Source organism: Pedobacter paludisoli (assembly GCF_052344095.1).
In the GTDB taxonomy this organism is placed as follows: domain Bacteria; phylum Bacteroidota; class Bacteroidia; order Sphingobacteriales; family Sphingobacteriaceae; genus Pedobacter.
The window spans coordinates 500012-524026 of sequence record NZ_CP179926.1 but is presented as its reverse complement, the minus strand read 5'-3'; the positions used below and the strand labels follow the sequence as shown (position 1 = coordinate 524026).

General features: G+C 38.0%; 17 protein-coding genes. 8 read left to right on the top strand and 9 right to left on the bottom strand.

The features are described 5' to 3' along the window. Positions 1–207 precede the first annotated feature (207 nt). On the top strand, positions 208–1044 hold the full coding sequence (locus ACJVDK_RS02170) for a CvfB family protein (protein WP_443938645.1): 837 nt from the start codon (positions 208–210) through the stop codon (positions 1042–1044). A 45-nt stretch (positions 1045–1089) separates the two neighbouring features. Here the strand turns inward: ACJVDK_RS02170 and ACJVDK_RS02165 are convergent, their stop codons facing one another. From ACJVDK_RS02165 to ACJVDK_RS02155, 3 genes are read right to left on the bottom strand one after another with little or no spacing between them, the layout of a single operon-like run. Continuing rightward, positions 1090–3234, bottom strand: coding sequence for a hypothetical protein (locus ACJVDK_RS02165; protein ID WP_443938644.1), 2145 nt, complete (start codon positions 3232–3234; stop codon positions 1090–1092). Positions 3235–3238: 4 nt separating this feature from the next. Further along, positions 3239–6640, bottom strand: a complete 3402-nt coding sequence (locus tag ACJVDK_RS02160; protein ID WP_443938643.1) for a DUF4450 domain-containing protein — start codon at positions 6638–6640, stop codon at positions 3239–3241. Positions 6641–6656: 16 nt separating this feature from the next. Then, positions 6657–8078 (bottom strand): glycoside hydrolase family 28 protein, encoded by a 1422-nt coding sequence (locus tag ACJVDK_RS02155; protein ID WP_443938642.1) that lies wholly within the window; start codon positions 8076–8078, stop codon positions 6657–6659. A 243-nt stretch (positions 8079–8321) separates the two neighbouring features. On the opposite strand from ACJVDK_RS02155, the gene ACJVDK_RS02150 reads away from it, so the two are divergent. Beyond that, entirely contained in the window at positions 8322–9710 is a 1389-nt protein-coding gene (locus ACJVDK_RS02150) for an arginine decarboxylase (protein WP_443938641.1), read from the top strand. A gap of 155 nt (positions 9711–9865) precedes the next feature. Beyond that, positions 9866–10756: a DUF72 domain-containing protein gene (locus ACJVDK_RS02145; protein ID WP_443938640.1), complete on the top strand. Its 891-nt coding sequence runs from the start codon at positions 9866–9868 to the stop codon at positions 10754–10756. Between the two features lie 85 nt (positions 10757–10841). Here the strand turns inward: ACJVDK_RS02145 and ACJVDK_RS02140 are convergent, their stop codons facing one another. Next, positions 10842–11339 (bottom strand): DUF1579 domain-containing protein, encoded by a 498-nt coding sequence (locus tag ACJVDK_RS02140; RefSeq protein ID WP_443938639.1) that lies wholly within the window; start codon positions 11337–11339, stop codon positions 10842–10844. A gap of 75 nt (positions 11340–11414) precedes the next feature. Here ACJVDK_RS02140 and ACJVDK_RS02135 point away from each other — a divergent pair, with 75 nt between their 5' ends. From ACJVDK_RS02135 to ACJVDK_RS02115, 5 genes are all read left to right on the top strand, one after another. After that, complete coding sequence (locus ACJVDK_RS02135; protein WP_443938638.1) at positions 11415–12128, top strand: 3'-5' exonuclease; 714 nt, start codon at positions 11415–11417, stop codon at positions 12126–12128. Positions 12129–12150: 22 nt separating this feature from the next. Continuing rightward, positions 12151–13854: an ABC transporter ATP-binding protein gene (locus ACJVDK_RS02130; RefSeq protein ID WP_443938637.1), complete on the top strand. Its 1704-nt coding sequence runs from the start codon at positions 12151–12153 to the stop codon at positions 13852–13854. Between the two features lie 100 nt (positions 13855–13954). After that, the gene (gene rnr, locus ACJVDK_RS02125; protein WP_443938636.1) at positions 13955–16084 is read left to right on the top strand and encodes a ribonuclease R; all 2130 of its coding nucleotides are present in this window, start codon (positions 13955–13957) and stop codon (positions 16082–16084) included. Between the two features lie 6 nt (positions 16085–16090). Then, positions 16091–17290, top strand: a complete 1200-nt coding sequence (locus ACJVDK_RS02120) for a carboxypeptidase-like regulatory domain-containing protein (protein ID WP_443938635.1) — start codon at positions 16091–16093, stop codon at positions 17288–17290. A 6-nt stretch (positions 17291–17296) separates the two neighbouring features. Beyond that, positions 17297–18262: a polyprenyl synthetase family protein gene (locus ACJVDK_RS02115; RefSeq protein ID WP_443938634.1), complete on the top strand. Its 966-nt coding sequence runs from the start codon at positions 17297–17299 to the stop codon at positions 18260–18262. A 135-nt stretch (positions 18263–18397) separates the two neighbouring features. Here ACJVDK_RS02115 and rpmA read toward each other — a convergent pair whose 3' ends face one another. The 5 genes from rpmA to ACJVDK_RS02090 form a co-directional block, all read right to left on the bottom strand. Next, positions 18398–18775 carry a 50S ribosomal protein L27 gene (gene rpmA / locus ACJVDK_RS02110; RefSeq protein WP_443938633.1) on the bottom strand — a complete coding sequence of 126 codons (378 nt, stop codon included), beginning with the start codon at positions 18773–18775 and terminating at the stop codon, positions 18398–18400. A gap of 50 nt (positions 18776–18825) precedes the next feature. Next, complete coding sequence (gene rplU, locus ACJVDK_RS02105; RefSeq protein ID WP_443938632.1) at positions 18826–19137, bottom strand: 50S ribosomal protein L21; 312 nt, start codon at positions 19135–19137, stop codon at positions 18826–18828. A 277-nt stretch (positions 19138–19414) separates the two neighbouring features. Next, positions 19415–19729: a hypothetical protein gene (locus ACJVDK_RS02100; protein WP_443938631.1), complete on the bottom strand. Its 315-nt coding sequence runs from the start codon at positions 19727–19729 to the stop codon at positions 19415–19417. 312 nt (positions 19730–20041) lie between these two features. After that, on the bottom strand, positions 20042–20368 hold the full coding sequence (locus ACJVDK_RS02095) for a hypothetical protein (RefSeq protein WP_443938630.1): 327 nt from the start codon (positions 20366–20368) through the stop codon (positions 20042–20044). Positions 20369–20472: 104 nt separating this feature from the next. Then, entirely contained in the window at positions 20473–23634 is a 3162-nt protein-coding gene (locus tag ACJVDK_RS02090; RefSeq protein ID WP_443938629.1) for a TonB-dependent receptor, read from the bottom strand. Positions 23635–24015: the final 381 nt, after the last annotated feature.

The window sequence follows — 24015 nt, the reverse complement described above, 5'->3', positions numbered from 1 at the left end:
CTATCGACAAGAGTCGTTATGATTTATCACCCGATAAATGTTTGCATTCGTCAAGAAAGACCAAATTTAAATCAATTAAAATTCATAATAGACATTCCTCTGTTAATTATCTCGTAAAATTTCGTGCAAATGATAAAAAAGTTTTTCCATCTAAACTTTCTGTATCTTTGAAAAAAAAGTCATTGAAGAAAATGGCTAACCATCCATATGATTGAAATAGGAAAATACAACGAACTACGCGTTTTAAGCAAAAACGATAGTGGTTTAAATCTAACAGACGGCGATAAAAATGTACTACTTCCGTATGTACATGTCCCACAAGGAACTGAAATTGGCGATAATTTACGTGTATTCGTATATGTAGGGAAAGATGGCCGCTTAACTGGCACCACGCAACGTGCATATGCCGAAGTGGGCGATTTCGCCTTTTTAAAAGTAGTTTCTGATGAAGAGGGCGTTTTTATGGATTTAGGAATCGATAAAGACGTATATGTTCCGCAGCGCGAACAAAAATGCCCGATGAAAAAAGGCTATAAATATGTAGTGTATCTCTATTTAGATGAAACCAACGACCGTTTATTGGCTTCTTCTAAATTATACGATTTCGTAGAGGAAGAAGGCTTCGACTTTGAAGAAGGTGATGAAGTAAGTTTGTTAATTACAGAGGAAACGGATTTAGGTTTCAATGCTATTATCAACAACACCTATATCGGCCTCTTGTATTTCAACGAAGTTTTCGACAATCTTCAACCCGGAGATGTACGAAAAGGTTGGATTAAAAAAATACGCGTTGAAGGAAAAATAGATTTAACCTTACAGCCAAGCGGCTATGGACATATTTTAGACTCAAAAGTGATGATCATGAAGGAGCTCAAAAAGAGTGGCGGTTTTATCGAGTTAGGCGATAAAAGCACTCCTGAAGAAATTTACAATCGTTTCCAAATTAGCAAAAGTGCTTTCAAGAAAACAATTGGTTCTTTGTACAAAGAGCGGTTGATTGTACTTTCAGATGATTCAATCCGTTTGGTGGCGGGAGAAGATTAAACGCATACAATCAGGGCTGAACTTAAAAAATTCAGCCCTTTTTCTTTAGGGCATCTTTTTAAAACCTTCCCACTGTACCTTCCATTTTCCATTTTTCGGGAAACCCGGATTTTGCGTAGTACTACCATCCCAACCGGCACACATCAAAGCTATCGCGGTCAATAGCCCGCCGTTGCCTGGCAGGTAAATACGCAAACGATCATCTTGATAATTATGGCCATTTACTAAATACGTATTGGTTTTGATATCCATTAGCAAGGCATCAATGGCCTTATCGGGCAAACCCAAACGCGTAGCCGTCATGGCTGTCATTGGAAAATCCCAACCCCAGGTATCACTCCAAGTCCAGGTATCCCATACTAAATCAAAGGTCTTCCGCATCGTAGCTTGATTTAAAAGTGGTGTTGCCGGCAGCATTCCGAAAGTACCTAAAACAGATGGATGATCTGTTTTATATTCCGGATTGGTATAAGAATCAGGGGAACTTTCCGTGGCTAAATAAACCCCATTTTGCAGTGGTAGGGGCGAGATGTGTGCGATTACATCATCCCACTTTTTATTCCGTTCTAAACCCAAACGTTCACGCCATTTTTGTGCAGTTTGTAGGGCCCATTGCCAATAAGCCAGCTCATAGGTCGGGTTAAAAGTACTATCTGCTTTAAATCGCTCCTGCGCTGGAATGAGTCCTGGCCCCAGCATATAGTGTTTTTTAACGGAATCGTAGTGTGCAAATGAGGCCATAAAATCAGCCGTCGAAAAAACCAGTTCTTGGTACTTTGACAAAACCTCCTTCACAGATTTATCACGGTAGGCTAACTCAGCAAAGGTAATCATGTGTGGCTGTTGCCATATCAACATAGCTCCAATTGAAGATGGACTTTCATTCCCGTTTGGATCTGTCATTTTTTGCCATCGTACACCTTCAAATCCTTGTACTTTCGCAATCGCGGCTGCTTTACTTTTCACTTTAAAATACCAATCCATACTCGGAGTTAGCAATTCTTGCCGCCCCCATAAAGCAAAATGAACCCCGTGCCACCAATGCATTTCTAAATGTGGTTTACCAAACCAACTGTTGTACGTCAAACCCGTTTCCTGTGGCGGTACACTCCCTGCGCACTGTACTTTGGTTAAATATTCCGATAAAATAATGCGGCGCTCCAGTTCCATTGCGCGTGGGTCGCTGCTACCTTTAAAATCGATTGCCGCACCACTTTTCCAAAAAGATTCCCAACCTTTTACACTGCTGTGCTGCACAGTTTCAAAGCTTTCTTTTTGAGCAGGTATAGAAGGCGTAAATTGACAGGTAAAGCTAAAATTTGTTTGATTTTTCTCTGGACTCAACACAAAATAATGTTTCTTTTTTTCATCAATTGAAGCTGCTCCATTCCAAGTAAATTGAACGAAATACGAAGCCGAATCGAGTTGATGAAAAACACACGCATCTTGGGCCGAACGCTGAACAATCTTGGAGGTATGCTTCGCTGCATCTTGATAGTTAACCCCTACATCGGCCCATTCTCCTGTGGGATAGGGCAAAGAGAGAAAAACTTTCAATCGACCCTTTTTTAACAAGGTTGAGGTAATAGAAGCCCCTACTTCATCTCTCTGGTGATGTCCATAAGTAAGTACTTGAACAGCCTCTCCCTCAACGGTGAATTGGCTTTTTATTTCTCCGGTCCAAGGATCAAGTTGCTGTTGAATATTTTTTATATCGGATATCCTTGCAAGACTTCCATCTGCTTTTAGCAACTCAAGTCCCACATTCCCCAATTGCAAACGGTGCACATTTTGTCTAAAAAAATTACTGGCTCCTTTTGCGCGTTCCGGTTGATTTAATTGCACCACATAAGGAACCTTACGTCCATATTGATTGTAATATTTATAGGCTTCTTCAATTTTATACTGTTGCGTATTTTTAAAGGTATCCCAACCCCATTCCGCTTCGGTTCCCAGCGCAACGCCTTTTGCATACGCTACCGGAAAGGTTTGCAAGCCAGTTGCATCAACAGTAAAGGCAAAAGCTCCATTCCCAACCGTTAAAGATGCTAATGAGTCCATTTTAACCACCTTAACCACATGCCGCTGAACCACTTCTTTCCGATTAATTTGAGCCTGTGCGGCACTCCAGAAAAACAAACAAAAACTTGTTAGTTGGCCAGTCTTTTTCAGTAAATCAAATGCTTTCATCTTTTTAATTATTTCGGAGTAACGTAACACTCATTAACCCAATTACCACATCGTTAGAAAGTGTTCTAAGGGTTAACTTCTTTAATTCCTTTTTCGGATTTAACTGCAATCCTAAGGCAGTCGCTGCACCTCCATTAATCTCTTTGCCGTTCCATTGCTCTATTTCGTTTGCGCCAATCATTTTAGCACTTTTTAAATGTATTCGAAAGGGTTTTGTTGCTCCAGTATTAAACGCAAAGCCATCGGTAAATAGATCTTTTTCAATTGGCCACCAATTTTCGGGATTCCGAAGTGGCAAAGAATCCGTTGAACCATCGGCATATACAACCTCTAAGACTCCGTTATCCATTCTACTTTGCATAGGATTGGTTGAGCCAGCGAGCAAAAAGTAAACAGCTGTCGCTGTCCCACTGAGGGGAATTCCCACCTGTTTTGGATAATTGTCCCATTGCGAGGTAAATACAATGTTTTTTGCCCCCAAATTCCAAGGGGTTTTAAACAATACACCTGAAGGCAATGTTATCAAGCCTTCTTTTCCGGCCAATCTACGTATACCACTATCGTCTATTTCAGGTTTTACCAAGGGATGCGGCCAATCGCCAATTCCCTGAACAGGCAATTGTAACGTAGTAGTTTGAGGACGTGGAGATAGGTACTTATTTTGAAAAATTTGTGTCACCTGATCATTGAAATAAGTACTTAAATCTTGAGGTTCGAAATGAGTTAAATCCTTTATTGGTTTATTCAAATCCAATGAATAGGCAATAGAATCAGTTGATTTCACCTGAAAACACAGTGGATACCAGTACGTAAACTGATTCTGTTTCAAAGCAACGAAGACCGTTTTATGGCCGCTCGTTTCCCCAACGTCAGCAGTGAATTGAGCTCCATCTACCTGGATATTTTGTAAACTATTTTGTGGATCATATACCTCTTTAATACCGGATGATGCAAAAACGACTTTCAATTTCTCATGTGCTGCATAAACGGGCTTAATTTTCGCAACTTGACTTCGTTTTCCTTCGCCCGCTATTTCCACCGTATACCGCTTGTCTGCTGGAAAATCGAATTCAATTTCAGGGCTTCCAATGGCGGCAGCAATGTTCTTCCATTTGACCAATCGCCCATTTACTTTGACCGACTTCAGCTGATTCCATTTAATTTTCAGTCGAAAATGCAACGCCATGGATACGGGAAAATGTGGTTCAATTGTATACGTTTCAATCGTTCCTGTTTGTTGATAGGCATAGCCGATATCAGGTGATTTAAACTGTGCATATTTCCATTCGTCAGGCAAACCGGGCTTAATCATCAGGGTTTTATGTAAAGCATTGGGAATGATCCCAAAAAGCCCTTCCACTAAACTTCGGGCACTTACGCCAATAGGATCGGCAAAATCGCGGTAGGCTTCTCCTCTATTGGCATCGTAATGCGAAATCTGCACAAAATTACCCGGGCTTCCACCCAAATATTGATCATTCAGCAATTCACTCTTCCACAATTTGAACGCTTCTTCTTTACGCCCAGCTTGCCAATTTGCCAAAGCAGTATGCATGTTCTCGGCCATCACCACATTATTTAAGGACCATTCATAAGGCATCCAATTGGTTGTGGAAAGGGTGTAATAGCTTGCGTTTTCAAGACCATTAGCACGTATAGGAATGTGTGGAATTTCGGTGTCGACATAGCGCAAACTTCCGTACGCTTGAAAAGGATTGGCCACACCAGATTCAATACTGTGATATATGGTCCATAAACCGGGTGATGTATGCACATTCCGCATCCCCAATGCGTCTTTAAATTCAGCAAAAACTCCTTTATCTTTCAACCACAACTGTTCATTTATTGCCTTCTTTATCTTTTCCGCTTCGGCGTGATAGGAACTTCCATCCTCCCCGAGCAAACGCGCTAGTTCACTTGCCATTTCATTTGCTCGATACAAATACGCTGACGAATGTGTTACCCCTCCGGCGCTGTATTGCAAGGCATCGCTCGCCCAAATGGCAGCATAGGCATCGTATAAACCATCCCCATCGGGATCAAAAACTCTTTTTTCCCACGCTAAATGCCGTTTAATAACGGGCCATATTTCCTTGAGGTAGTTCAGATTACCCGTCCAGTTTAAATGCCACAACAATTGATCGATGTAAACCAAATTCATATCGTAATGATGCGGCCGAATATTCTTTCCCTCCGGTTCTCGACTGATATAACCTTCGCTAAACATGGCGCTTCCAATTTGCTCCTTAGAGCGCGCCAAATTCAAAGCGGTATCTGCAATCACAGGACCTGCAGGAGGTGTTAAAACCTGCGATTTTGCATAGGCACTAAAATGCGTTTGTGCACGATCGTGCCAACCTAAAAAATCTGCGGCATACGCTCCACGCCACCCATTCAACCGCATACGCCAACCGATGGCTCCATGTAAATAAGAAGGACTTTCCCAAATGGCATCGGCTGCGATGCTAATGTTTCCACCCAAGGTATTGATAAAAATGTCGGGGGTATTGATGGTTATTCGATTGGCTAATGCTGCGCGTGCTTTTTCCGCTTCTTCATAAGATTTTACTACAGACGCTTGCTGAATCGCTCCTTCTGCATCCGGATTTTGTATTAAAAAATAACTAGCGCGATTGTTTTCAATTTTTTGCTTGCCTGTAATTACCGGAAACTCCTCGCTGGCACTTTGCACCATTGCTAAAGGCGATTTTTGTTCACACGCATCCCCTTTTTTAAATACTGTAGATGAAAAATAGGCCGCCAGTTTTTTCCCCTTTCCGTACGTTAACTCGAAGGAATTTTTCCCAATACTGAAAACATTTCCTTTGCAATTCTCAGGATGCAAATAAAAAACAGACTCCGGATCTGGGCCCATATCGCCATTGCGACTAAAATTCTTACCACTTGCCCCACCAAAAGCCCAAAAAAGCTGAACAGAACGATTTACCTTGTAAAACTTTGCTCTTACTACCGCGCCTTCACCCTTGGCTAAGGCCTGCACATCCAAAACCAATTTTCCAGAACCTAATATTGGATCTTCAATTTCATATTGCAGTGCTCCTGAACGATAAATACTTTTAATTTTACTTGCCTCGATAAGCCACTTGCTTTCCCCACCAGCAATAAAACCAAACTTAAAATTACCGCCCAAACCAGGCATGTAAAGGGCAAATTCGGGCAAATCTCCGCCTTCGACCCGAAAAGCAGTATGCGAACCATACAAGGCTCTATTAAAACGTTTTGTGCCGTTTTGGATGACAATATTAAGGCCTTCTGGATGATACCGAAGTGTTCTTTGCGCTTGATGCCAATTATCTTTTGCTAAAACAGGAGGATACAATTCTTGCCCAAATGTTTTCGAAAACAGAAAACCACAAAAGACAAGAAGGATCAAACCATTTTTCATGCTAGCGCAATAGAATTTAAGGGTATACGACGTTTACAGAATTCTTAATTGTCAATGTCGGGCTTTCCGAACCTTTAATGTTCACATGCTCGAAAGTCCAATCTTTTGCAAAATCAATATCACCAGCAGCCAACGCATCAACTTCAAAATTTCGAATGCTAAAATTAGTCAAAATGGCTTCACTGTAACCAATCGCATTGATTGCTTTTTTTACGCCTGAGGCTTTCACGTTGTATATGTGTACATCACGGAAAGTAGGGATTCCTTTCGATTCCGGCTCAACATGCGTTAAAAGCTTCGTCCAGTGGGAAGGTATAGAATCCGGATTATATCCCTTGGGTAAGGTAGAATAACTATAAGATGGGTTCCAATTTGGATTTATTTGAATCACATTACCTCCACCAGTCATCACCACATTTCCAAAATACACATCCTCAACCGTACCTCCACGGGTTCTAGCCGATTTAATGTTTAGCGCGTTGCCTGTTCCGTAGCCAACCAAATCGCTTGCCCAAACATGACGAATACTTCCCGATGTTTCACTTCCAAGGGTTAACATTCCTGCCCCTTTTCTGGCCACGCTGTTACGGATAACCACATATTCCGTTGGACGATTCACACGCAAACCATCCCAATCGCGTCCTGCTTTTAAACAGAAATTATCGTCGTTACAATCGATATCACAGTTTTGCACCAAAACCCAGGTAGAAGAATCAATATCAATTCCATCGGTACTTGGTCCATGTCCATCCACATTATTATTGATTGTTATTTTATCGATGGTTACATAGGACGAATATAAAACTTGAACCGTCCAAAAACCTGCCTGTTGTACCTGAATATCGCGAATAATTACATCATTTGCCGATTCAACTAAAATAGTCCTCGGACGTTTTACATCGTAATCAACTATCCAGCGCAATCCTTTTGCATCATAAACTTTTCGGGTAGACCAGTAAAGATCCCAAAAAGGCTTTCCTTGTGCATTGATTAATCCGGCACCCGATATACTGGCTTTATTTTGTTTTAAAATATTGATTAAAGCTGCTGGCCATTTCATTTCAATACCGGCCACGCGGGTATCAATCTCAGGGTAATCTTTAATATCTTGACTTCCCAAAATTTCAACATCTTTATCGACTTGAAAGTTAACACCTTGCTTAATAAAAATTGAACCAGTTAAATATTTACCGGGCGCAAATTTTACCACGCCACCACCTTTCTTGGCACAATCATCAATTGCTTTTTGAATAGCTGTGGTGTTAAGCGTTTTTCCATCGCCCTTGGCTCCGTACGTATTTACCTGAAAAACAGCGGTTTTAAAAGTCACTTTCCGTGCTCCTACTTTTGTCGTCCAACTGGGGGCCTTGGGTTGCGCAGCTGCCACAACACTAAAAAATAACGCAACAGAAAAAAATAAAGCATGTAGGCTTTTCATACGACTTGGAAATATTTGGTTAAAATTTGAGATTATCTCAGTAAATAATATGCGGTTAAGGTAGCGAGAATAAGAGGCTAAACCATCCTGCGGTATCCTGTTTCTCAGTCTATTTTAGGGCATGTATAGCATCATTCTCTTCCTCAATAAAAAAAATGCGTTTCTAAACAGTAAAATTATTCTTAATCGCGGTTATTTCTCAATTTAAAATTACATTTTTGCAAAAAATTAGCTAATAAGTAAATGCAGAGTTATTCAGAATTTCTCGATCTAAGTGTAGGTTTCCCACAAGAAGGTTTCGACATTATAGATGATGAATTATATTTCCAGGACATTAACCTGATGGAAATAATTGAAACCTATGGTACACCATTGCGTTTCACGTATTTACCGCTTGTAAGTAAGAAAATTCAGCAAGCGAAAATCCTCTTTCAAACCGCTATATTAAAGAACAACTATCGTGGCGATTACAAATATTGCTACTGTACAAAAAGTTCGCATTTTAAGCATATCGTAGAAGAGGCCATGAAGAATAACATCCATTTGGAAACTTCTTCAGCTTTTGACATGCCAATGGTTGATGCCTTGGAAAAAAAGGGCGTGGTTTCAAAAGACACAACCATTATTTGCAACGGCTTTAAAACGTATCAATACAAGCAATATATCATTGATATGTTGCACGATGGATATAAAAACATCATCCCTGTATTGGATAATAAGGAAGAATTTAACCTATTTGATGACGAGGTAGATATTGATACTCCTTGTAACTTAGGAATTCGAATTGCTGCAGAGGAACAACCTGATTCACAATTCTATACCTCACGCCTTGGTGTGCGTATGGAAGATATCATCGACTTCTATAACAGTAAAATTGTGCATAACCCGAACTTTAAAGTGAAGTTATTGCATTTCTTTATTAACTCGGGTATCACCGATTCCCCATACTATTGGAATGAGTTAGAGAAATACGTAACGCTTTATTGTAAGTTCAAAAAAATTAACCCCGATTTAGATACGTTGGATATTGGTGGTGGAATGCCATTTAAAGATTCGCTGGTTTTTGATTTCGATTACGAATACATGGTAAACGAAATTGTAAAACGAATTAAAGAAATTTGTGCGATCCACGATGTAATTGAACCAGATATTATCACTGAATTTGGTAAATATACGGTAGCAGAAGCTTCAGGTATTTTGTATAAAGTATTGGGACGTAAACAACAGAATGACCGCGAGAAATGGTTAATGTTGGATGGCTCTTTCATTACCAACCTACCAGATGTTTGGGCATTAAATCAAAAATACATTTTATTGCCAATCAACAATTGGGATGCGGAGTATGAACGCGTAAACTTAGGCGGTATCACCTGCGATGGGCAAGATTATTACAATCAAGAAGCTCACATGAACAGTGTGTTTATGCCTAAAACACGTAAAGTACAATATTTAGGTTTCTTCCACACGGGTGCATATCAAGAAGTATTGAGCGGTTACGGAGGTATTCATCACTGTTTATTACCAAGTCCGAAACACGTTTTAATTCGCCGAAACCGCGATGAAAGTTTCAACTTCGAAGTTTTTGGCGAAGAGCAAAACAGTAAACAAGTATTAAAAATTCTAGGTTACTAGTAGTTAACCCAAACGATAGCAAGGGCAGTAAGATTTTCTTATTGCCTTTTTGTTTTTATGGCATGACCACTAGAATCGGGTAAACAACAAATGCAAGACTGCTCACAAATGAGAATATTTGAATATCTTTGAAAGGTATATTTTAATTCTTTTTTATGAAATTCGGTCAAGTAGAAGATCCTTCCAACATCAATTTTAGCCTTCCAGCGGATGCCCCACAAACGGCAGCCATATTAACAGCAAACAAACCAAAACAGAATTTTAAGGTCTCGGTAGGCTGCGCAAAATGGAATAAGGCCGATTTAAAAGGATTCTATCCCAAAGGGACCAAAGATGAGCTCAGCTATTACGCAACCCAATTTAATTCCATCGAATTAAACGCCACCTTCTATGGCATGCCAAGCAGCGAACAGGTACTTACCTGGGCAAATAAAACACCCGATAATTTTAGATTTTTCCCTAAGCTAACGAATACCATTAGTCATTTTAAGCGCCTAATAAACGTAAAAGAACCCGTTGAACAATTTTGTGATGCTGTTAGTCATTTTGAAGATAAATTAGGCATGGCATTCCTTCAACTACACGATAATTTTAAACCAAAAGATTTTGAAAGATTAAAAACGGTTGTTCAGGAGTTCCCAAAAGTTATTCCTTTGGGAATCGAAGTTAGAAATACCGAATGGTTTTCGAATCCTGCAATTGCCAATGAGTTTGAACAATTATTTGAGGATAATGGTATCGCGAATATTCTGGTTGACACAGCGGGCAGAAGAGACATGCTACACATGCGTTTAACCTCTCCTACTGCATTTATACGCTATGTAGGCGCCAATCATGAAAGTGATTATGACCGCTTAAACGAATGGGTAAAACGCATTGTACAATGGAAAGAACAGGGACTAGAAAACCTCTACTTCTTTGTGCATCAAAATGTGGAGTTAGCGTCCCCTTTACTTTCTGCACACTTTATAAAAGAATTAAACGCTGCTATAGGAACGGATTTACACGTTCCTACCATGGGTTCGCAACCTGGCACCTTGTTTTAGAAATTAAGCAGCATCTAGCTTTTACTTAAATGGTTAGATGCTACTTTTTATGCTTTAAATTAAAAACAGGCTAGTTTTACAACGCTTAAACGCGCTGATATACAATTTCTATTGCCTTTGCTTCAGCTTCACCAGGCATAATGTTGTACGCTGAAAAGATAAGCTCATCTTCGCTAATAATTTCCAATTCTGTACGCCAGCCAAACAACTGATCACCATATTCAGGATTTCCCCATGAACCTAAGATCGAAAAACCTTTTTCGGTAGCATCGCCCGTGGCTTGCATAATCTGCGTCCCCATGTGGAAACTATCTATCCAAGTGAATGTAAATTTTTGATACGGAATATCGAAGCCAATAATCATTTTACCTACCAAAGGCTTGCCCTGTATCGTACCGGTATAATCGTATGAGATAAATCGTCCTTCAAGTAAGTTGGAAATCGTGGCTTCCGCCTCCGATTCATCGGCTAAAACGCCTGGTTCAAACCAGGTCTTACTTTGTCCTTTCCAATTACCAATAATGCGTTGCAGTTGTTGGTGTGGACCGTTTTCTAACGACTGCTCAAACTTACTTTTTGCCATACTCAAACTTATCAATTTTAAAACACTTTAAAAACACTTCTTTTCTTTTTGTTCAATTTTTCAATATATTGGAGTATGCTTAAACCACTTGACCTTAACCAGATAATGATATTGGATATCGAAACTGTCCCACAGTTTCCCTCTTTTAGTGAAGTGCCTCCAACCATCCAGAATTTATGGGATCAAAAAACCTTGCTTCAAAGAAAAGCCGATCAAACGGCCGAGAGTTATTACGAAAAAGCAGGCATACAAGCCGAATTTGGAAAAATTATCTGCATTAGCTTAGGCATATTCAATACGCTTGAACAAAAATTATCCCTTCGTATAAAATCTTTTGCAGGACACGATGAAAAACTAATTTTACACCAATTTGTCGACTTACTTGAAAAACAAAGTAGCCATTTGGCTTTCTGCGCACACAACGGAAAAGAATTTGACTACCCCTATATTTGCCGCCGATTACTGATTAATGGATTACCCATTCCACAGCAATTGAATATTTCGGGCAAAAGACCTTGGGAAATAACTCACCTTGACACCATGGAATTATGGAAGTTCGGCGATTACAAGCATTACACCTCCTTAAATCTATTGGCACAAATTTTTAATATCCCTACCCCAAAGGACGATATAAATGGCAGTCAGGTACGACAAGTGTATTATGAAGAGAAAAATCTAGAAAGAATTGTTACGTATTGCCAAAAAGATGTAATAACAACGGCTCAAGTACTCTTAAAATTAAAAGGAATGGAAATAATTTCGGAAGAAAACATTACCATTGTAAACTAATTTGATAGCAGAAAAGAACTGAATGTTACAGGTAGAAGATTTAAGCATCGATTTTTTTAATCAGGAATCAAAAACATGGTTCAAAGCGGTAAACGGCATAAACTTTACCGTGAAAGAAGGATCTATTTTGGGAATTGTGGGTGAATCTGGATCCGGAAAATCTGTAACTTCCTTTTCTATCATGCGTTTGCACGATGAACGCTCGGCACACATTCAAGGTTCTATCGACTTTGAAAATAGCAGCCTACTGAACCTCAATTCAAACGAAATACGGCAAATACGCGGAAATCAAATTTCGATGATTTTCCAAGAACCCATGACCTCGCTGAACCCGGTTTTTACCTGTGGCGATCAAGTAGTGGAAGCCATTACCTTACATCAAAAAGTAGATAAAGAAACCGCAAAAAAAAGAACCATCGATCTTTTCAACGAAGTTCAATTGCCGCGCCCGGAAAAAATATTTGAAAGTTATCCGCACCAAATTTCTGGGGGACAAAAACAACGGGTAATGATTGCAATGGCTTTAAGCTGCAATCCGAAATTACTCATTGCCGATGAACCAACTACGGCACTGGATGTTACGGTGCAAAAAACCATCTTAAACCTTTTGCTGAAGCTTAAAAACGAGCGCAAAATGGCCATGATATTCATTACGCACGATTTAGGTGTCATCAGTGAGATTGCCGATGAAATTGCCGTAATGCTGAGAGGTGTCATTGTAGAACAAGGTCCAGCAAAAAATATTTTAGAGAATCCACAACACCCCTATACAAAAGGTTTACTCGCTTGTCGCCCAAACCCAGCGTTATTGTTAAAAAAATTACCTGTCGTAGCCGATTTTCTTTCCGAGGATCCTGAAAGTGCAGAAGCTCATCTGCAAGCATCGAACCACATAACCGATGAAGAAATTACGCTCCGTCGTAACATGCTTTATCAACAAGAGCCTTTGCTACAAATTAAAAATTTGTGCAAATGGTATCCCATAAAAAAAGGTTTATTTGGAAAAACAACGCAGTATGTGAAAGCAGTTGATGAATTAAACTTCAACGTTTATCCCGGTGAAACCGTTGGATTGGTAGGTGAATCGGGCTGTGGCAAAACAACCCTCGGCCGAACAATTTTACGATTAATTGAGCCCACTTCTGGCAATATCATTTTCAACAATCAAGACATTACACATATCGGAAAAAAGGAATTGCGTAAACTCAGAAAAGATATTCAAATCATCTTTCAAGACCCTTATGCTTCACTCAATCCTCGGTTAAGTGTCGGACAATCTATCTTAGAACCTTTGCATGTACATGGCTTATTTAAAAACGATGCCGAACGAAGAAACCGTGTATTGGAATTGCTCATCAAGGTTGGTTTAAAAGAAGAGCATTTTAACCGTTATCCGCATGAATTTAGTGGTGGTCAGCGACAACGAATTGTGATTGCACGTGCCTTGGCATTAGAACCAAAATTTATCATTTGCGATGAATCAGTTTCTGCATTGGATGTTTCTGTACAAGCCCAAGTACTCAACCTCATTCGAGATTTACAGCGCGAATTTGGCTTCACCTATATCTTTATTTCGCACGATTTAGCCGTCGTAAAACATATTTCAGACCGTATTTTGGTCATGAATAAAGGTAAAATTGAAGAAGAAGGTTTTCCGGAGCAAATTTTCTACGCGCCAAAAGCTGCATATACGCAAAAATTAATAGATGCCATCCCTGGAAAATAAGGTTTGATTGCCTTTTTTACATCATCTATTTTACATTTTAATGCCCAAAATAGGCCTGTTCGGTATCTTTTCTGTATCTTCGATAAATTCAGTTTAGCGCATGGCAAAGAAAAAATCAGCACATATAAAATTAGTTCTCAATCAACTGGTTAGCGATGTTTTTGAAAAAAATGGCAACCAAAGCCTCAATTACAAACAAGTTTCGGCCAAACTCAATCTAAACGACCAGGAATCGCGTGAAACCATCCTCGAAATATTAAAAGAAGGAAAAATTAGCGGCATTTTTCTGGAACCTGAAAAGGGAAAATTCAAATTAAAAGAACAACAGAACTTTATTATTGGTTCTGTCGACATGACAGCCGATGGTTCTGCCTATGTAGTGCCGGAGGATGAATTTGAAAAAGATGTTTTTATTGCCCCGCGAAAATTACGTAATGCTTTGCATGGCGATACCGTGAAGGTCTATGTATTTGCCAAAAAACGAGGCCGCAAAAACGATGGAGAAGTTGTTGAAATTCTTAAACGAGCTAAAACAGATTTTACAGGCGTTATCAAAGTATCCGATCGCTTTGCTTTTGTGATTGCAGACGATAAAAAAATGATGCACGACATCTTTGTACCGCTTGCCGACACCCTGAATGCTAAAAACGGTCAGCGCGTTTTGGTATCCCTGTCTGATTGGCCTGAAGGTGCAAAAAATCCCTTAGGAATTGTTAAGCACGTTTTAGGCAATCAAGGTGAAAACAACACCGAAATGAACGCAATTTTAGCGCAATACGGTTTTCCTTTAGAATTTCCGCCACAAGTAGAACGTCAAGCAAATGCGATTCCTGAAGAAATTTCAGCAGCAGAAATTGCCAAGCGAAAAGATTTTAGACAAACCCTAACTTTCACCATTGATCCGGCAGATGCCAAAGATTTTGACGACGCCATTTCTTATAAAAAATTACCCAATGGAAACCACGAAATTGGTATACACATTGCCGATGTTTCGCATTATGTGATCGAAGGAACTGATTTGGATAAAGAAGCCTACAGTCGAGCCACTTCTGTTTATCTGGTGGATAGGGTTATCCCCATGCTTCCTGAACGTTTGAGTAATGGTGTTTGTTCTTTAAGACCACATGAAGATAAATTATGCTTTGCAGCCGTATTTGAGTTAGATAATGATGCCAATATTCAGTCGGAATGGTACGGTAGAACGATTATTCATTCAGACAGAAGATTTACCTACGAAGAAGCCCAAGAAGTTATTGAAACAAAAACTGGCGATTTCGCTGAAGAAATAACAAAACTAAACGATCTAGCCTACATTTTACGCGATCGAAAATTTAAAAATGGTGCCATCAGCTTTGAAAGTACCGAAGTTAAATTTAAACTTGATGAAAGTGGAAAACCAATCGGCGTGTATGTAAAAGAGCGAAAAGACGCTCATAAGCTCATTGAAGATTACATGTTATTGGCAAACAGAAAAGTAGCTGAATTTATCGCCACCAAGGTAAAAGGTAAAAACAAACTAACCTTTGTATACCGTGTGCACGATTCGCCAAACATGGAGTCTTTAAACTCCTTTGCCATGTTTGCATCACGATTTGGCTATAAAATAAGTACCAAATCGGATAAAGAGATTGCAAAATCGCTAAATTATTTAATGAGCGATGTTGAAGGAAAAAAGGAGCAAAATATTTTAACCTCGCTGGCCATTCGCTCCATGGCCAAAGCCATTTATACGACTAAAAAAACAAGCCATTACGGTTTAGCTTTTGATTATTATACCCACTTTACCTCTCCTATTCGCCGATACCCCGATGTAATGGCGCATCGCCTCTTGCAACAATACCTCGACAATGGAAAATCGGCTGATGCCGAAGCGTATGAAGTGGCTTGTGTGCATTCATCAGCCATGGAGAAAAGAGCTGCAGAAGCAGAAAGAGCCTCTATTAAATACAAACAAGCCGAATACCTGGAGGATAACATTGGCACCCAATATAAAGGCATTATTTCGGGCGTTACAGAATGGGGAATGTATGTAGAAATTGAAGAAAATAAATGTGAAGGAATGATTCGCTTGCGCGATATTATGGATGATTTTTATGTGTTGGATGAGAAAAATTATTGCATCATAGGACAACGTAAAAAACGCAAATATCAGCTAGGCGATGAAGTTATGATTCGTGTAAAAAAAGTAGATCTTTCGAAACGTCAAATCGATTTTACGTTAATCTCTTAACAACGCATGGGAAAATTATTTTTATGTTTTTTACTGCTGTTTTCAGGGATTAAAATCCATGCGCAAACCATTCAGGGAAAAGTAATTGACCAAGCGACTGGCGAAGCCATCCCTTTTGTTTCTTTAATGATTGTGGGTGCGCAAACCACATCCATTACAAACGAAAATGGTGATTTTGTAATTAAGGCGACTAGCGTTCCAATCAAATTAAAATTTAGTCATGTTAGTTACTTAACTACTGAAATCCAGGTAAACGACGCTGCGCAGCCGGTTACGGTTAAATTAATGCAGGCTAGTATTAATCTTGAAGAAGTTAAAATTGACCCTTTTCAAGGCATGCGATTGTTGCAGAAGGCATTTAGCTTAGCGAACACACATCAAGAGGAAGCACATTACTTAAAATCCTTTTATAGACAATTAACCACGATAGACAATAAGCCAAGCAGAATAAACGAAATATTTTACGACATCGACTGGAAAGTAACCAAAACAACAGGCTGGATTGCTCGGCAAACCCGTTTTGCTGCTGTTAAAAACAATATCGGCTTCGATTTAAGTAATCAATCCTATTTTACTTTTACTGCTAGTGGTTACCTCATGCAACCAAAATCAGGAACATTTGTGACCGAAAAAACGCTCAGCAAATACACCATTGAAATTGATAAATACATTGAGCAAGGCGACCAAAGTATTGCCGTTATTACGTGTACAATAAAGAAAAAAAGCAAAAGCGAATGTTACTCAAATTCAACATTTTATATAGGAACAGAGGATTTTAAAATATATCGAGTAGAACACAACATTCATAATTTACCCATTACAACAAACGCAAACACAAGCTTAACCTTTCCTCCTATTGTTAAAACAATTGCCACATTTAAAAACAGCTCAACAGCAATAAACGTATTGGAATGCATCTCTACAAAGATGTATTTTTCAATAAGCTATAACAATACCTTGAGCCGAAACCCAATCCAAGGGGTCGTAAGTTCGTTATTAACGGTTTTTCAAGAAGACGCCTCACTTAAAAATGAAAAATTTGAACTTGTAAGCAAAAAAACAAAAGATAAAAATGTTGTAGAATCTATAAAATATAATGCTGATTTTTGGCGCGAGAATCCAATCGTTAAACAAACTACCTTGGAGGATAAATTTAGTAAAATGATGGAAGGCGAAAATGCCTTCGGCACCATGATTAACCCGTAACAATACATGTCGAACATACAACAATTACAACAACTATTAGACACATCCATCAAAAACCTTACGTTTCCAGAACAACCGAAACAATTATACGAACCAATTACTTACATTATTAATTTAGGCGGAAAACGCATTCGTCCTTTATTAGTGCTCATTGCTACCGAACTATTTGGTAAAGACGCCAAGGAAGCTATTCATGCTGCCATGGCCATCGAAGTGTTTCACAACTTCACGCTGATACACGATGACATCATGGATAACGCTCCCCTACGTCGTGGGCAAGCAACTGTACACGAAAAATGGAGTACCAACACGGCCATTTTGAGTGGTGATGTGATGATGGTTGAAGCCAATAAAAATTTAGCTCAAGTAAACACTATTTTCCTAAAAGATGTCTTAGACACCTTCAATGCTACCGCACAAGGCGTATGTGAGGGACAACAGTTGGACATGGAGTATGAAAATCGCGACGATGTAAGCATTTCTGAATACATTAACATGATTCGTCTTAAAACAGCTGTATTATTAGGTGGTGCACTAAAGTTAGGAGCTATCATTGGTGGAGCATCCGCTGAAAATGCCGACCTTATTGAGCAGTTTGGCGAAAATATTGGTATTGCCTTTCAACTTCAGGATGATATTTTAGATGTGTATGCCGATCCCGAAAAATTTGGCAAGCAGGTTGGAGGTGATATCATTGCGAACAAAAAGACTTTTCTGCTTTTAAAAGCGCTAGAAAAGGCGTCAAACAACGAGTTAAAAGATTGGATCGCGAAAAAAGAATTTACAAATAATGAGAAAGTGGCCAGCGTAACAAAAATCTACAATGAATTAAGCATACGCCAGGAAGCTGAAAAGGAAATGAAAAAATATGCTGATTTAGCTTTTCAAAACTTAGCCAATATTTCGGCACCAAAAGAACAAAAAGAGATTTTATTTAACCTAACGGAGCAAATTTTACAACGTACCAGTTAAAATATAAAACAGCCATACATAAAAGGTATTTGGGACATTCCAAATACCTTTTTTTATGCCCCAACAGAAAAACTTCAAGAAGCACAAAAAAAGCCATTCTGAAGTCAGAATGGCTTTCTATAAAGTTGATACTAATTATTCTGCAGAAGCAGCTTCTTCAGTAGTTTCTTTTTTAGCAGCTTTTTTAGCTGGTGCTTTTTTTGCAGGAGCAGCCTCAGCTTTTGCTGGAGCAGCTTTCGCTACAACTTCTTCTTTAGCTACAGCAGGAATTACAGAAACATATGATTTGTTATCTTGTTTCTTTTTGAAAACTACTGTACCATCAATTAAAGCAAATAAAGTGTGGTCTTTACCTAAACCAACATTTTTATCTGGATGGTGTTTTGTTCCGCGTTGACGTACTAAAATGTTTCCTGCAATCGCTTCTTGACCACCGAAAATTTTAATACCTAAACGCTTACTATGCGATTCACGTCCGTTTTTCGAACTACCGGCTCCTTTTTTGTGTGCCATGTTTTTATATTTTGCAATCCGCCAAAGCGAATTGTTGGGTTAACAATTAATTATAGAGTGATATCAGAGATCTGAATCTTAGTAAAAAATTGGCGGTGACCATTTTTCTTTTTGTAACCTTTTCTACGTTTCTTGTGGAAAACGATAACTTTATCACCTTTTAAATGAGATACGATCTTAGCTGAAACTTTAGCACCTTTTACTGCAGGAGCTCCTACAGTGATTTTACCACCGTTATCAACCAACAATACGTTATCAAATTCAATACTAGCGCCTTCATCTCCTTGTAATCTGTGTACAAAAAGGTGCTGGTCTTTAGCAACTTTAAATTGCTGCCCTGCTATATTTACTATTGCGTACATTGTTTAAAATATTAGTTTTTACTTTTTTATTTAATGAGGTGCAAATATAGAACAAATACCATTAATACACAAATGGATATGAAAAATAATTTAAGAAGAAATGAAAAAAAAGCAAATCCCCTCTAAATAAGCCTTTTGAAAAGCGGAAAGATCAAAGACCAATTCGGCAAAAATCAAGAGAAAAATCCCGTAAACGACCACTGAGGCGTTATAAACCGAAGATAACATAGATGAAAAGCGGAACGAACAAAACACGGCTAAGAATTCCGCTATGCGTCTAAGCATTTCCTTTAAATACATTTAATGTAGCCGTTTTCCAAGGAATATATCCCATATTGGCACAAACTTCTGACACAAATTCTTCTGTTTCTTTTGCAACATCGTTCACAATGCGCCAACGGATGCTATATTTTGGGTTAAAGCTAATATAGACCACCACATCGTCATCACGCTTACCAACCTCATTTAATGCCTTTAATTTATCATTTTGAAGCTCTTCTGCAGCTTGTTGTAAACGGTTATTCATTAATTTACTCAATGAAGGATCGGGACGAAAATCGGTTTCTAATATCGCTAAAACGGTAACGGTCATAATGCTATTCTCTTAGTTGAACACATCAATACAAAAACGTATCGAACGCAACAAATTTATACTAATTTTTTTAGCAAGCAAATTTGAAGTGAAAATTTTAATTTATTATAACAAAAAATCTGCCTAAAAATTATAATCTGAATGCATAAAAAGAATTTACTCATTGATGCGCCTCCATAAAAAACAAAAAAGCAGCAAAAAAGGCAATTTCTGTCTAAAAAATTGCCTTTTGTTTACGAAACCAAGAATTGACTTGAACTATAATCTGTGCATAATATATAAGAAGACTTTGTAATAAGCTTTTTATATATTTTATTTTTGAACGAGCTTAAGTATGTGCCCAGTCTGGTATTTAATCTCCGTTTGAGATAAAATTTTGAAAGAATGAATTTCCTTACCTATCGTGACTTTCACTTCCCCATTCTTTATTGTATAGGTTCCATCATAAATCACATCTCCCCCTAACAATAAACCCGCTCTACCACCGGGCTTTAGTGTTACGTACATCCCTCCCCACATAATCGGATTTTCATTTGAGACTGGAGCATCATAAAGAAAAGTTTTTTCTTCATCATCAATGGTTATTTTTTTACATGATGAGAGGCTCACAATCAATAGTAGTAAATAAATTGTTTTCATGCTGGTGTTAATTTAAATTGTTTACTCATAAATATACATAAAATCTATCTGCAAAAAAAAGCCTCGATAAAAATCGAGGCTTTTAAATTTATTTTGGTGATATATTAGTTAAAGATATAACGCACACCAAATTGTCCTTGCCATCTAGCAGCAAATGCAGATACTTGATATGCTGTACCACCTGTAGGTGCTCTGAACGTGTAACCACCACCAGAAGAAGTACTGTAACTAGCCAATGAATACGAAGTATTAGACAATGAATACTGTCTACCCCAATCATTATTCAACATGTTACCGATATTTGTAATTGTGAATGATAATTGAAGTACATTTTTACTTCCTTTAATTAAGGTACCAATATCTTGTAATAGAGCTAAATCGAATTGGTGTTCCCAAGGCATTCTAGCGCCGTTACGCTCAGTATATTTACCTCTATTTTCTCTTAAATAAGGATCACTTTCAATAAAAGCATTTAAAGCAGTCCATTGCTCAGCTGGAGTAATTGCTGGATTACTTCCTGAAGCAGCAATTGTAACTAATTTAATCTCACTTGCATTACGTGGCACGTAGAATAAATCGTTACCGGTATTACCATCTTGATTTAAATCACCATTATATAAATACGTGAATGGAGTACCTGACTTACCAACATAAACTAATGATAAGCTCGTTCCAGAAGCTTTGTTTTTACCATATTTAATACCGTAAGATAAATTACCAACAATTCTATGACGAACATCATAATTTGAATACGCCAATGGTGGATTGTTAGGATCATTTACGATTTGAACAAATGCATAATTCGATAATGCTGTACTACTTGTACCTGAATTAATATCTTTAGATTGACCATATGTATATGCAATCATTCCTGATAAACCGAACATCCAATTTTTTTGCAATTGAGCTGTTAAGTTGTATGCACTACCTTTACTTGTGTTTGATAATAACAAGGCATTTGTAAAGGTTGGGTTAACCTTACCTGCTGCAGTTGGATACGTGTACAACGGACGGTTATCTGCACCGCCTGTTAATGACGAAGGAATTGTAGCAGTTGAAGGTTTTAAGTTAAGATTTTGATATAAAACGTTGTTAACAGTTTTAGAATAAATCCCCTCTAAAGTACCTATTACACCACCTGGCAATTTGAAATCAAACGCTAAGTTATAACGCAATGTTTGTGGTAAACGGTAGTTTTGTTTTAATAAATCCACCTCATAAGTAGCTACAGTAGTACCAGAAATTCCACTCTGTTGAGTAGGATCGGCTATAAAGTTACCTGTACTGCTTGTTGCATTAACTGTTTGGTACAACATACCAGAGTTTGTAAATTGATTTGATAACCAAACAAACGGCACACGACCTGTAAATAAACCAATACCTCCACGCGCTTGAATAGAACGCGTTCCAGTTAAATCCCAGTTGAAACCAACACGAGGTGAAACTAAAATTTGACCTGAAGGAGTTTGATCTGTTTTTAAACCATTAAATGTCGCAGGAACCAATGGGTTTGCAGCAGGATCATCAAAAAACAAAGGAACATCTACTCTTAAACCAGCAGTCAACTTAAATCCTGTAAAGGCATCAATCTCATCTTGCGCATAGAAACCTAATTGAGCAGCGCTAAATCTAGCAGCTGGAGTACGCTCACCTGGAATATTTGAGAAAGTAGCCGTAGCCGTTAATGGTTTAACATTTCCTGCAACGAAATCAGCTAAGTTATTATACGTATATGATCCGTTAAAGTTATTTATGAATAAGTTTCTAAATTTAAAGAACTCATTATGCGTACCAATGGTGAACGTATGCTTATTCGCAAAAATCTTTAAGTTGTCGGTAAACTCAAAAATATCTTGGTCCAATTCATTCGCAGCAGAACTTCTTTCACTACCTACAACAGCTGAGTTTCCTGAAATACCGCCCATATTGTTGATCTGAATTTGAGGAAATAATGTTCCAGCTATTTCTCTAGCATCTCTAATTCTTGAATAACCAATAATTAAATTATTAGAAACTGCAGGAGAAATCGCGCTTCTTAACTCTAAAATTGAGATGTTTTGATTATTCGCAAATTTATATGCGTTGTTTCCAAAACGGAATGAAGTAGTACTTCTTGAAATATTATCATCAAATGCATCAATATAGCTATGACGCAATGTCAACTGATTGGTTTTATTAATGTTCCAGTCAATTTTGGCAAGAATTTTATTGTTTTGAGTCTGAGCATTAATAGCATCATAACTTCCTGGATCGTAACCGTATCTACTTTTTAACGTGTTGGTAATCGTTTGCGCATCCGTCAATGATAATAACGAACCTGGATCACCTACGTTAAATGCCGTTGGTTGCTGAATTCTTCCAGCCTCTGCACTTACAAAGAAGAATAATTTGTTCTTAATAATTGGGCCACCTAAACGAGCTCCAAATTGATTATTATAAAAATCAGCTGCTTTTGTTTTTAAGCCATCAACACTTTTACCAATTGTATTCTCATTTCTACCAAAAAAATAAACAGAACCTTCAAATTTATTTGAACCAGAACGGGTTACAGCATTTACACTACCTCCTGTAAAGTTACCTTGCGTAACATCAAATGGTGCTAAATTTACTTGAAGTTCTTGTATCGCATCTAAAGAGATAGGCTGAGTTGCAGCTTGGCCACCTGGAGCACCGCTACCTGATAAACCAAATACATCATTATTTACAGCACCGTCAATAGTGATACTGTTATAACGATTATTTGTACCACCAAATGAGTTACCATTTGCTTGTGGTGTTAAACGCGTAAAATCTTGCAAAGATCTTGTAATAGTAGGAAGAGATTCAATTTGTGCTTTTGTTACAGTTGTAGATGCACCAGTACGTTTACTGCTCATTATACCTGCTTTTGCACCACTTACTACTACTTCTTCTAAATTCTTACCTCCTTCGTCATTTAAAACAACAGGGAAAGAAAATGTTTCACCTAATTTTAAATAAACGTCGGTTACTTTTTCAGGTTGATAACCCAAAAACGTTACTTCAATAGTATAAGGACCACCAACACGCATGTTGTTAATCACAAATCTACCTTCATTGTTTGATGAAACTGAATATACAGTTCCAGTTGGCGTGTGCGTAGCTTTAACACTTGCACCAGGTAAGGCGCCTTTAGCGTCCTTAATAGTACCTGTCATAGCCGATGTGGTTACCTGAGCATCCGCTCCAAAGGCAATACCTACAAGGACAGTAAAAACAAGAACTAATCTTAGTAAAGATTTCTTCATACTTTGTTTTTTTTAATTGTTTTTTGTTGTTAATAAAACTCTAATTGAATTTACGCGACAAATGTACTTAATAAAATTTAACACATTTTAACATTCAATGTTAAATTACCGTTAATTAAGTCATTTTTTTTCAACAATTAACAGTCGAAATAAAGCTATCAACTTACACTTTATCAATAAATTATACAACAAGATACATTTCCTCTAAAAAAAGTCTACAAATTTTATCAAGTAAACACAAAAACTTAACAAAAATTCAATATATCACAATAAACAACTACAAACTAGCTACACAAAAAGACGTATTTTAGTAAAAAACGTTAATCCAGCAAATACTTTCGTGCATTTAGCAACAAAACTGAAGCAATCAAAATAATTCAA

Bases quoted from the DNA above. Each gene is read 5' to 3' on its own strand.
- ACJVDK_RS02130 (WP_443938637.1), top strand. From the start codon at position 12,151: ATGTTACAGGTAGAAGATTTAAGCATCGATTTTTTTAATCAGGAATCA.
- rpmA (WP_443938633.1), bottom strand. From the start codon at position 18,775: ATGGCACACAAAAAAGGAGCCGGTAGTTCGAAAAACGGACGTGAATCG.
- ACJVDK_RS02120 (WP_443938635.1), top strand. From the start codon at position 16,091: ATGGGAAAATTATTTTTATGTTTTTTACTGCTGTTTTCAGGGATTAAA.
- rplU (WP_443938632.1), bottom strand. From the start codon at position 19,137: ATGTACGCAATAGTAAATATAGCAGGGCAGCAATTTAAAGTTGCTAAA.
- ACJVDK_RS02165 (WP_443938644.1), bottom strand. From the start codon at position 3,234: ATGAAAGCATTTGATTTACTGAAAAAGACTGGCCAACTAACAAGTTTT.
- ACJVDK_RS02090 (WP_443938629.1), bottom strand. From the start codon at position 23,634: ATGAAGAAATCTTTACTAAGATTAGTTCTTGTTTTTACTGTCCTTGTA.
- ACJVDK_RS02115 (WP_443938634.1), top strand. From the start codon at position 17,297: ATGTCGAACATACAACAATTACAACAACTATTAGACACATCCATCAAA.
- ACJVDK_RS02095 (WP_443938630.1), bottom strand. From the start codon at position 20,368: ATGAAAACAATTTATTTACTACTATTGATTGTGAGCCTCTCATCATGT.
- rnr (WP_443938636.1), top strand. From the start codon at position 13,955: ATGGCAAAGAAAAAATCAGCACATATAAAATTAGTTCTCAATCAACTG.
- ACJVDK_RS02170 (WP_443938645.1), top strand. From the start codon at position 208: ATGATTGAAATAGGAAAATACAACGAACTACGCGTTTTAAGCAAAAAC.
- ACJVDK_RS02160 (WP_443938643.1), bottom strand. From the start codon at position 6,640: ATGAAAAATGGTTTGATCCTTCTTGTCTTTTGTGGTTTTCTGTTTTCG.
- ACJVDK_RS02155 (WP_443938642.1), bottom strand. From the start codon at position 8,078: ATGAAAAGCCTACATGCTTTATTTTTTTCTGTTGCGTTATTTTTTAGT.
- ACJVDK_RS02145 (WP_443938640.1), top strand. From the start codon at position 9,866: ATGAAATTCGGTCAAGTAGAAGATCCTTCCAACATCAATTTTAGCCTT.
- ACJVDK_RS02100 (WP_443938631.1), bottom strand. From the start codon at position 19,729: ATGACCGTTACCGTTTTAGCGATATTAGAAACCGATTTTCGTCCCGAT.
- ACJVDK_RS02150 (WP_443938641.1), top strand. From the start codon at position 8,322: ATGCAGAGTTATTCAGAATTTCTCGATCTAAGTGTAGGTTTCCCACAA.
- ACJVDK_RS02135 (WP_443938638.1), top strand. From the start codon at position 11,415: ATGCTTAAACCACTTGACCTTAACCAGATAATGATATTGGATATCGAA.
- ACJVDK_RS02140 (WP_443938639.1), bottom strand. From the start codon at position 11,339: ATGGCAAAAAGTAAGTTTGAGCAGTCGTTAGAAAACGGTCCACACCAA.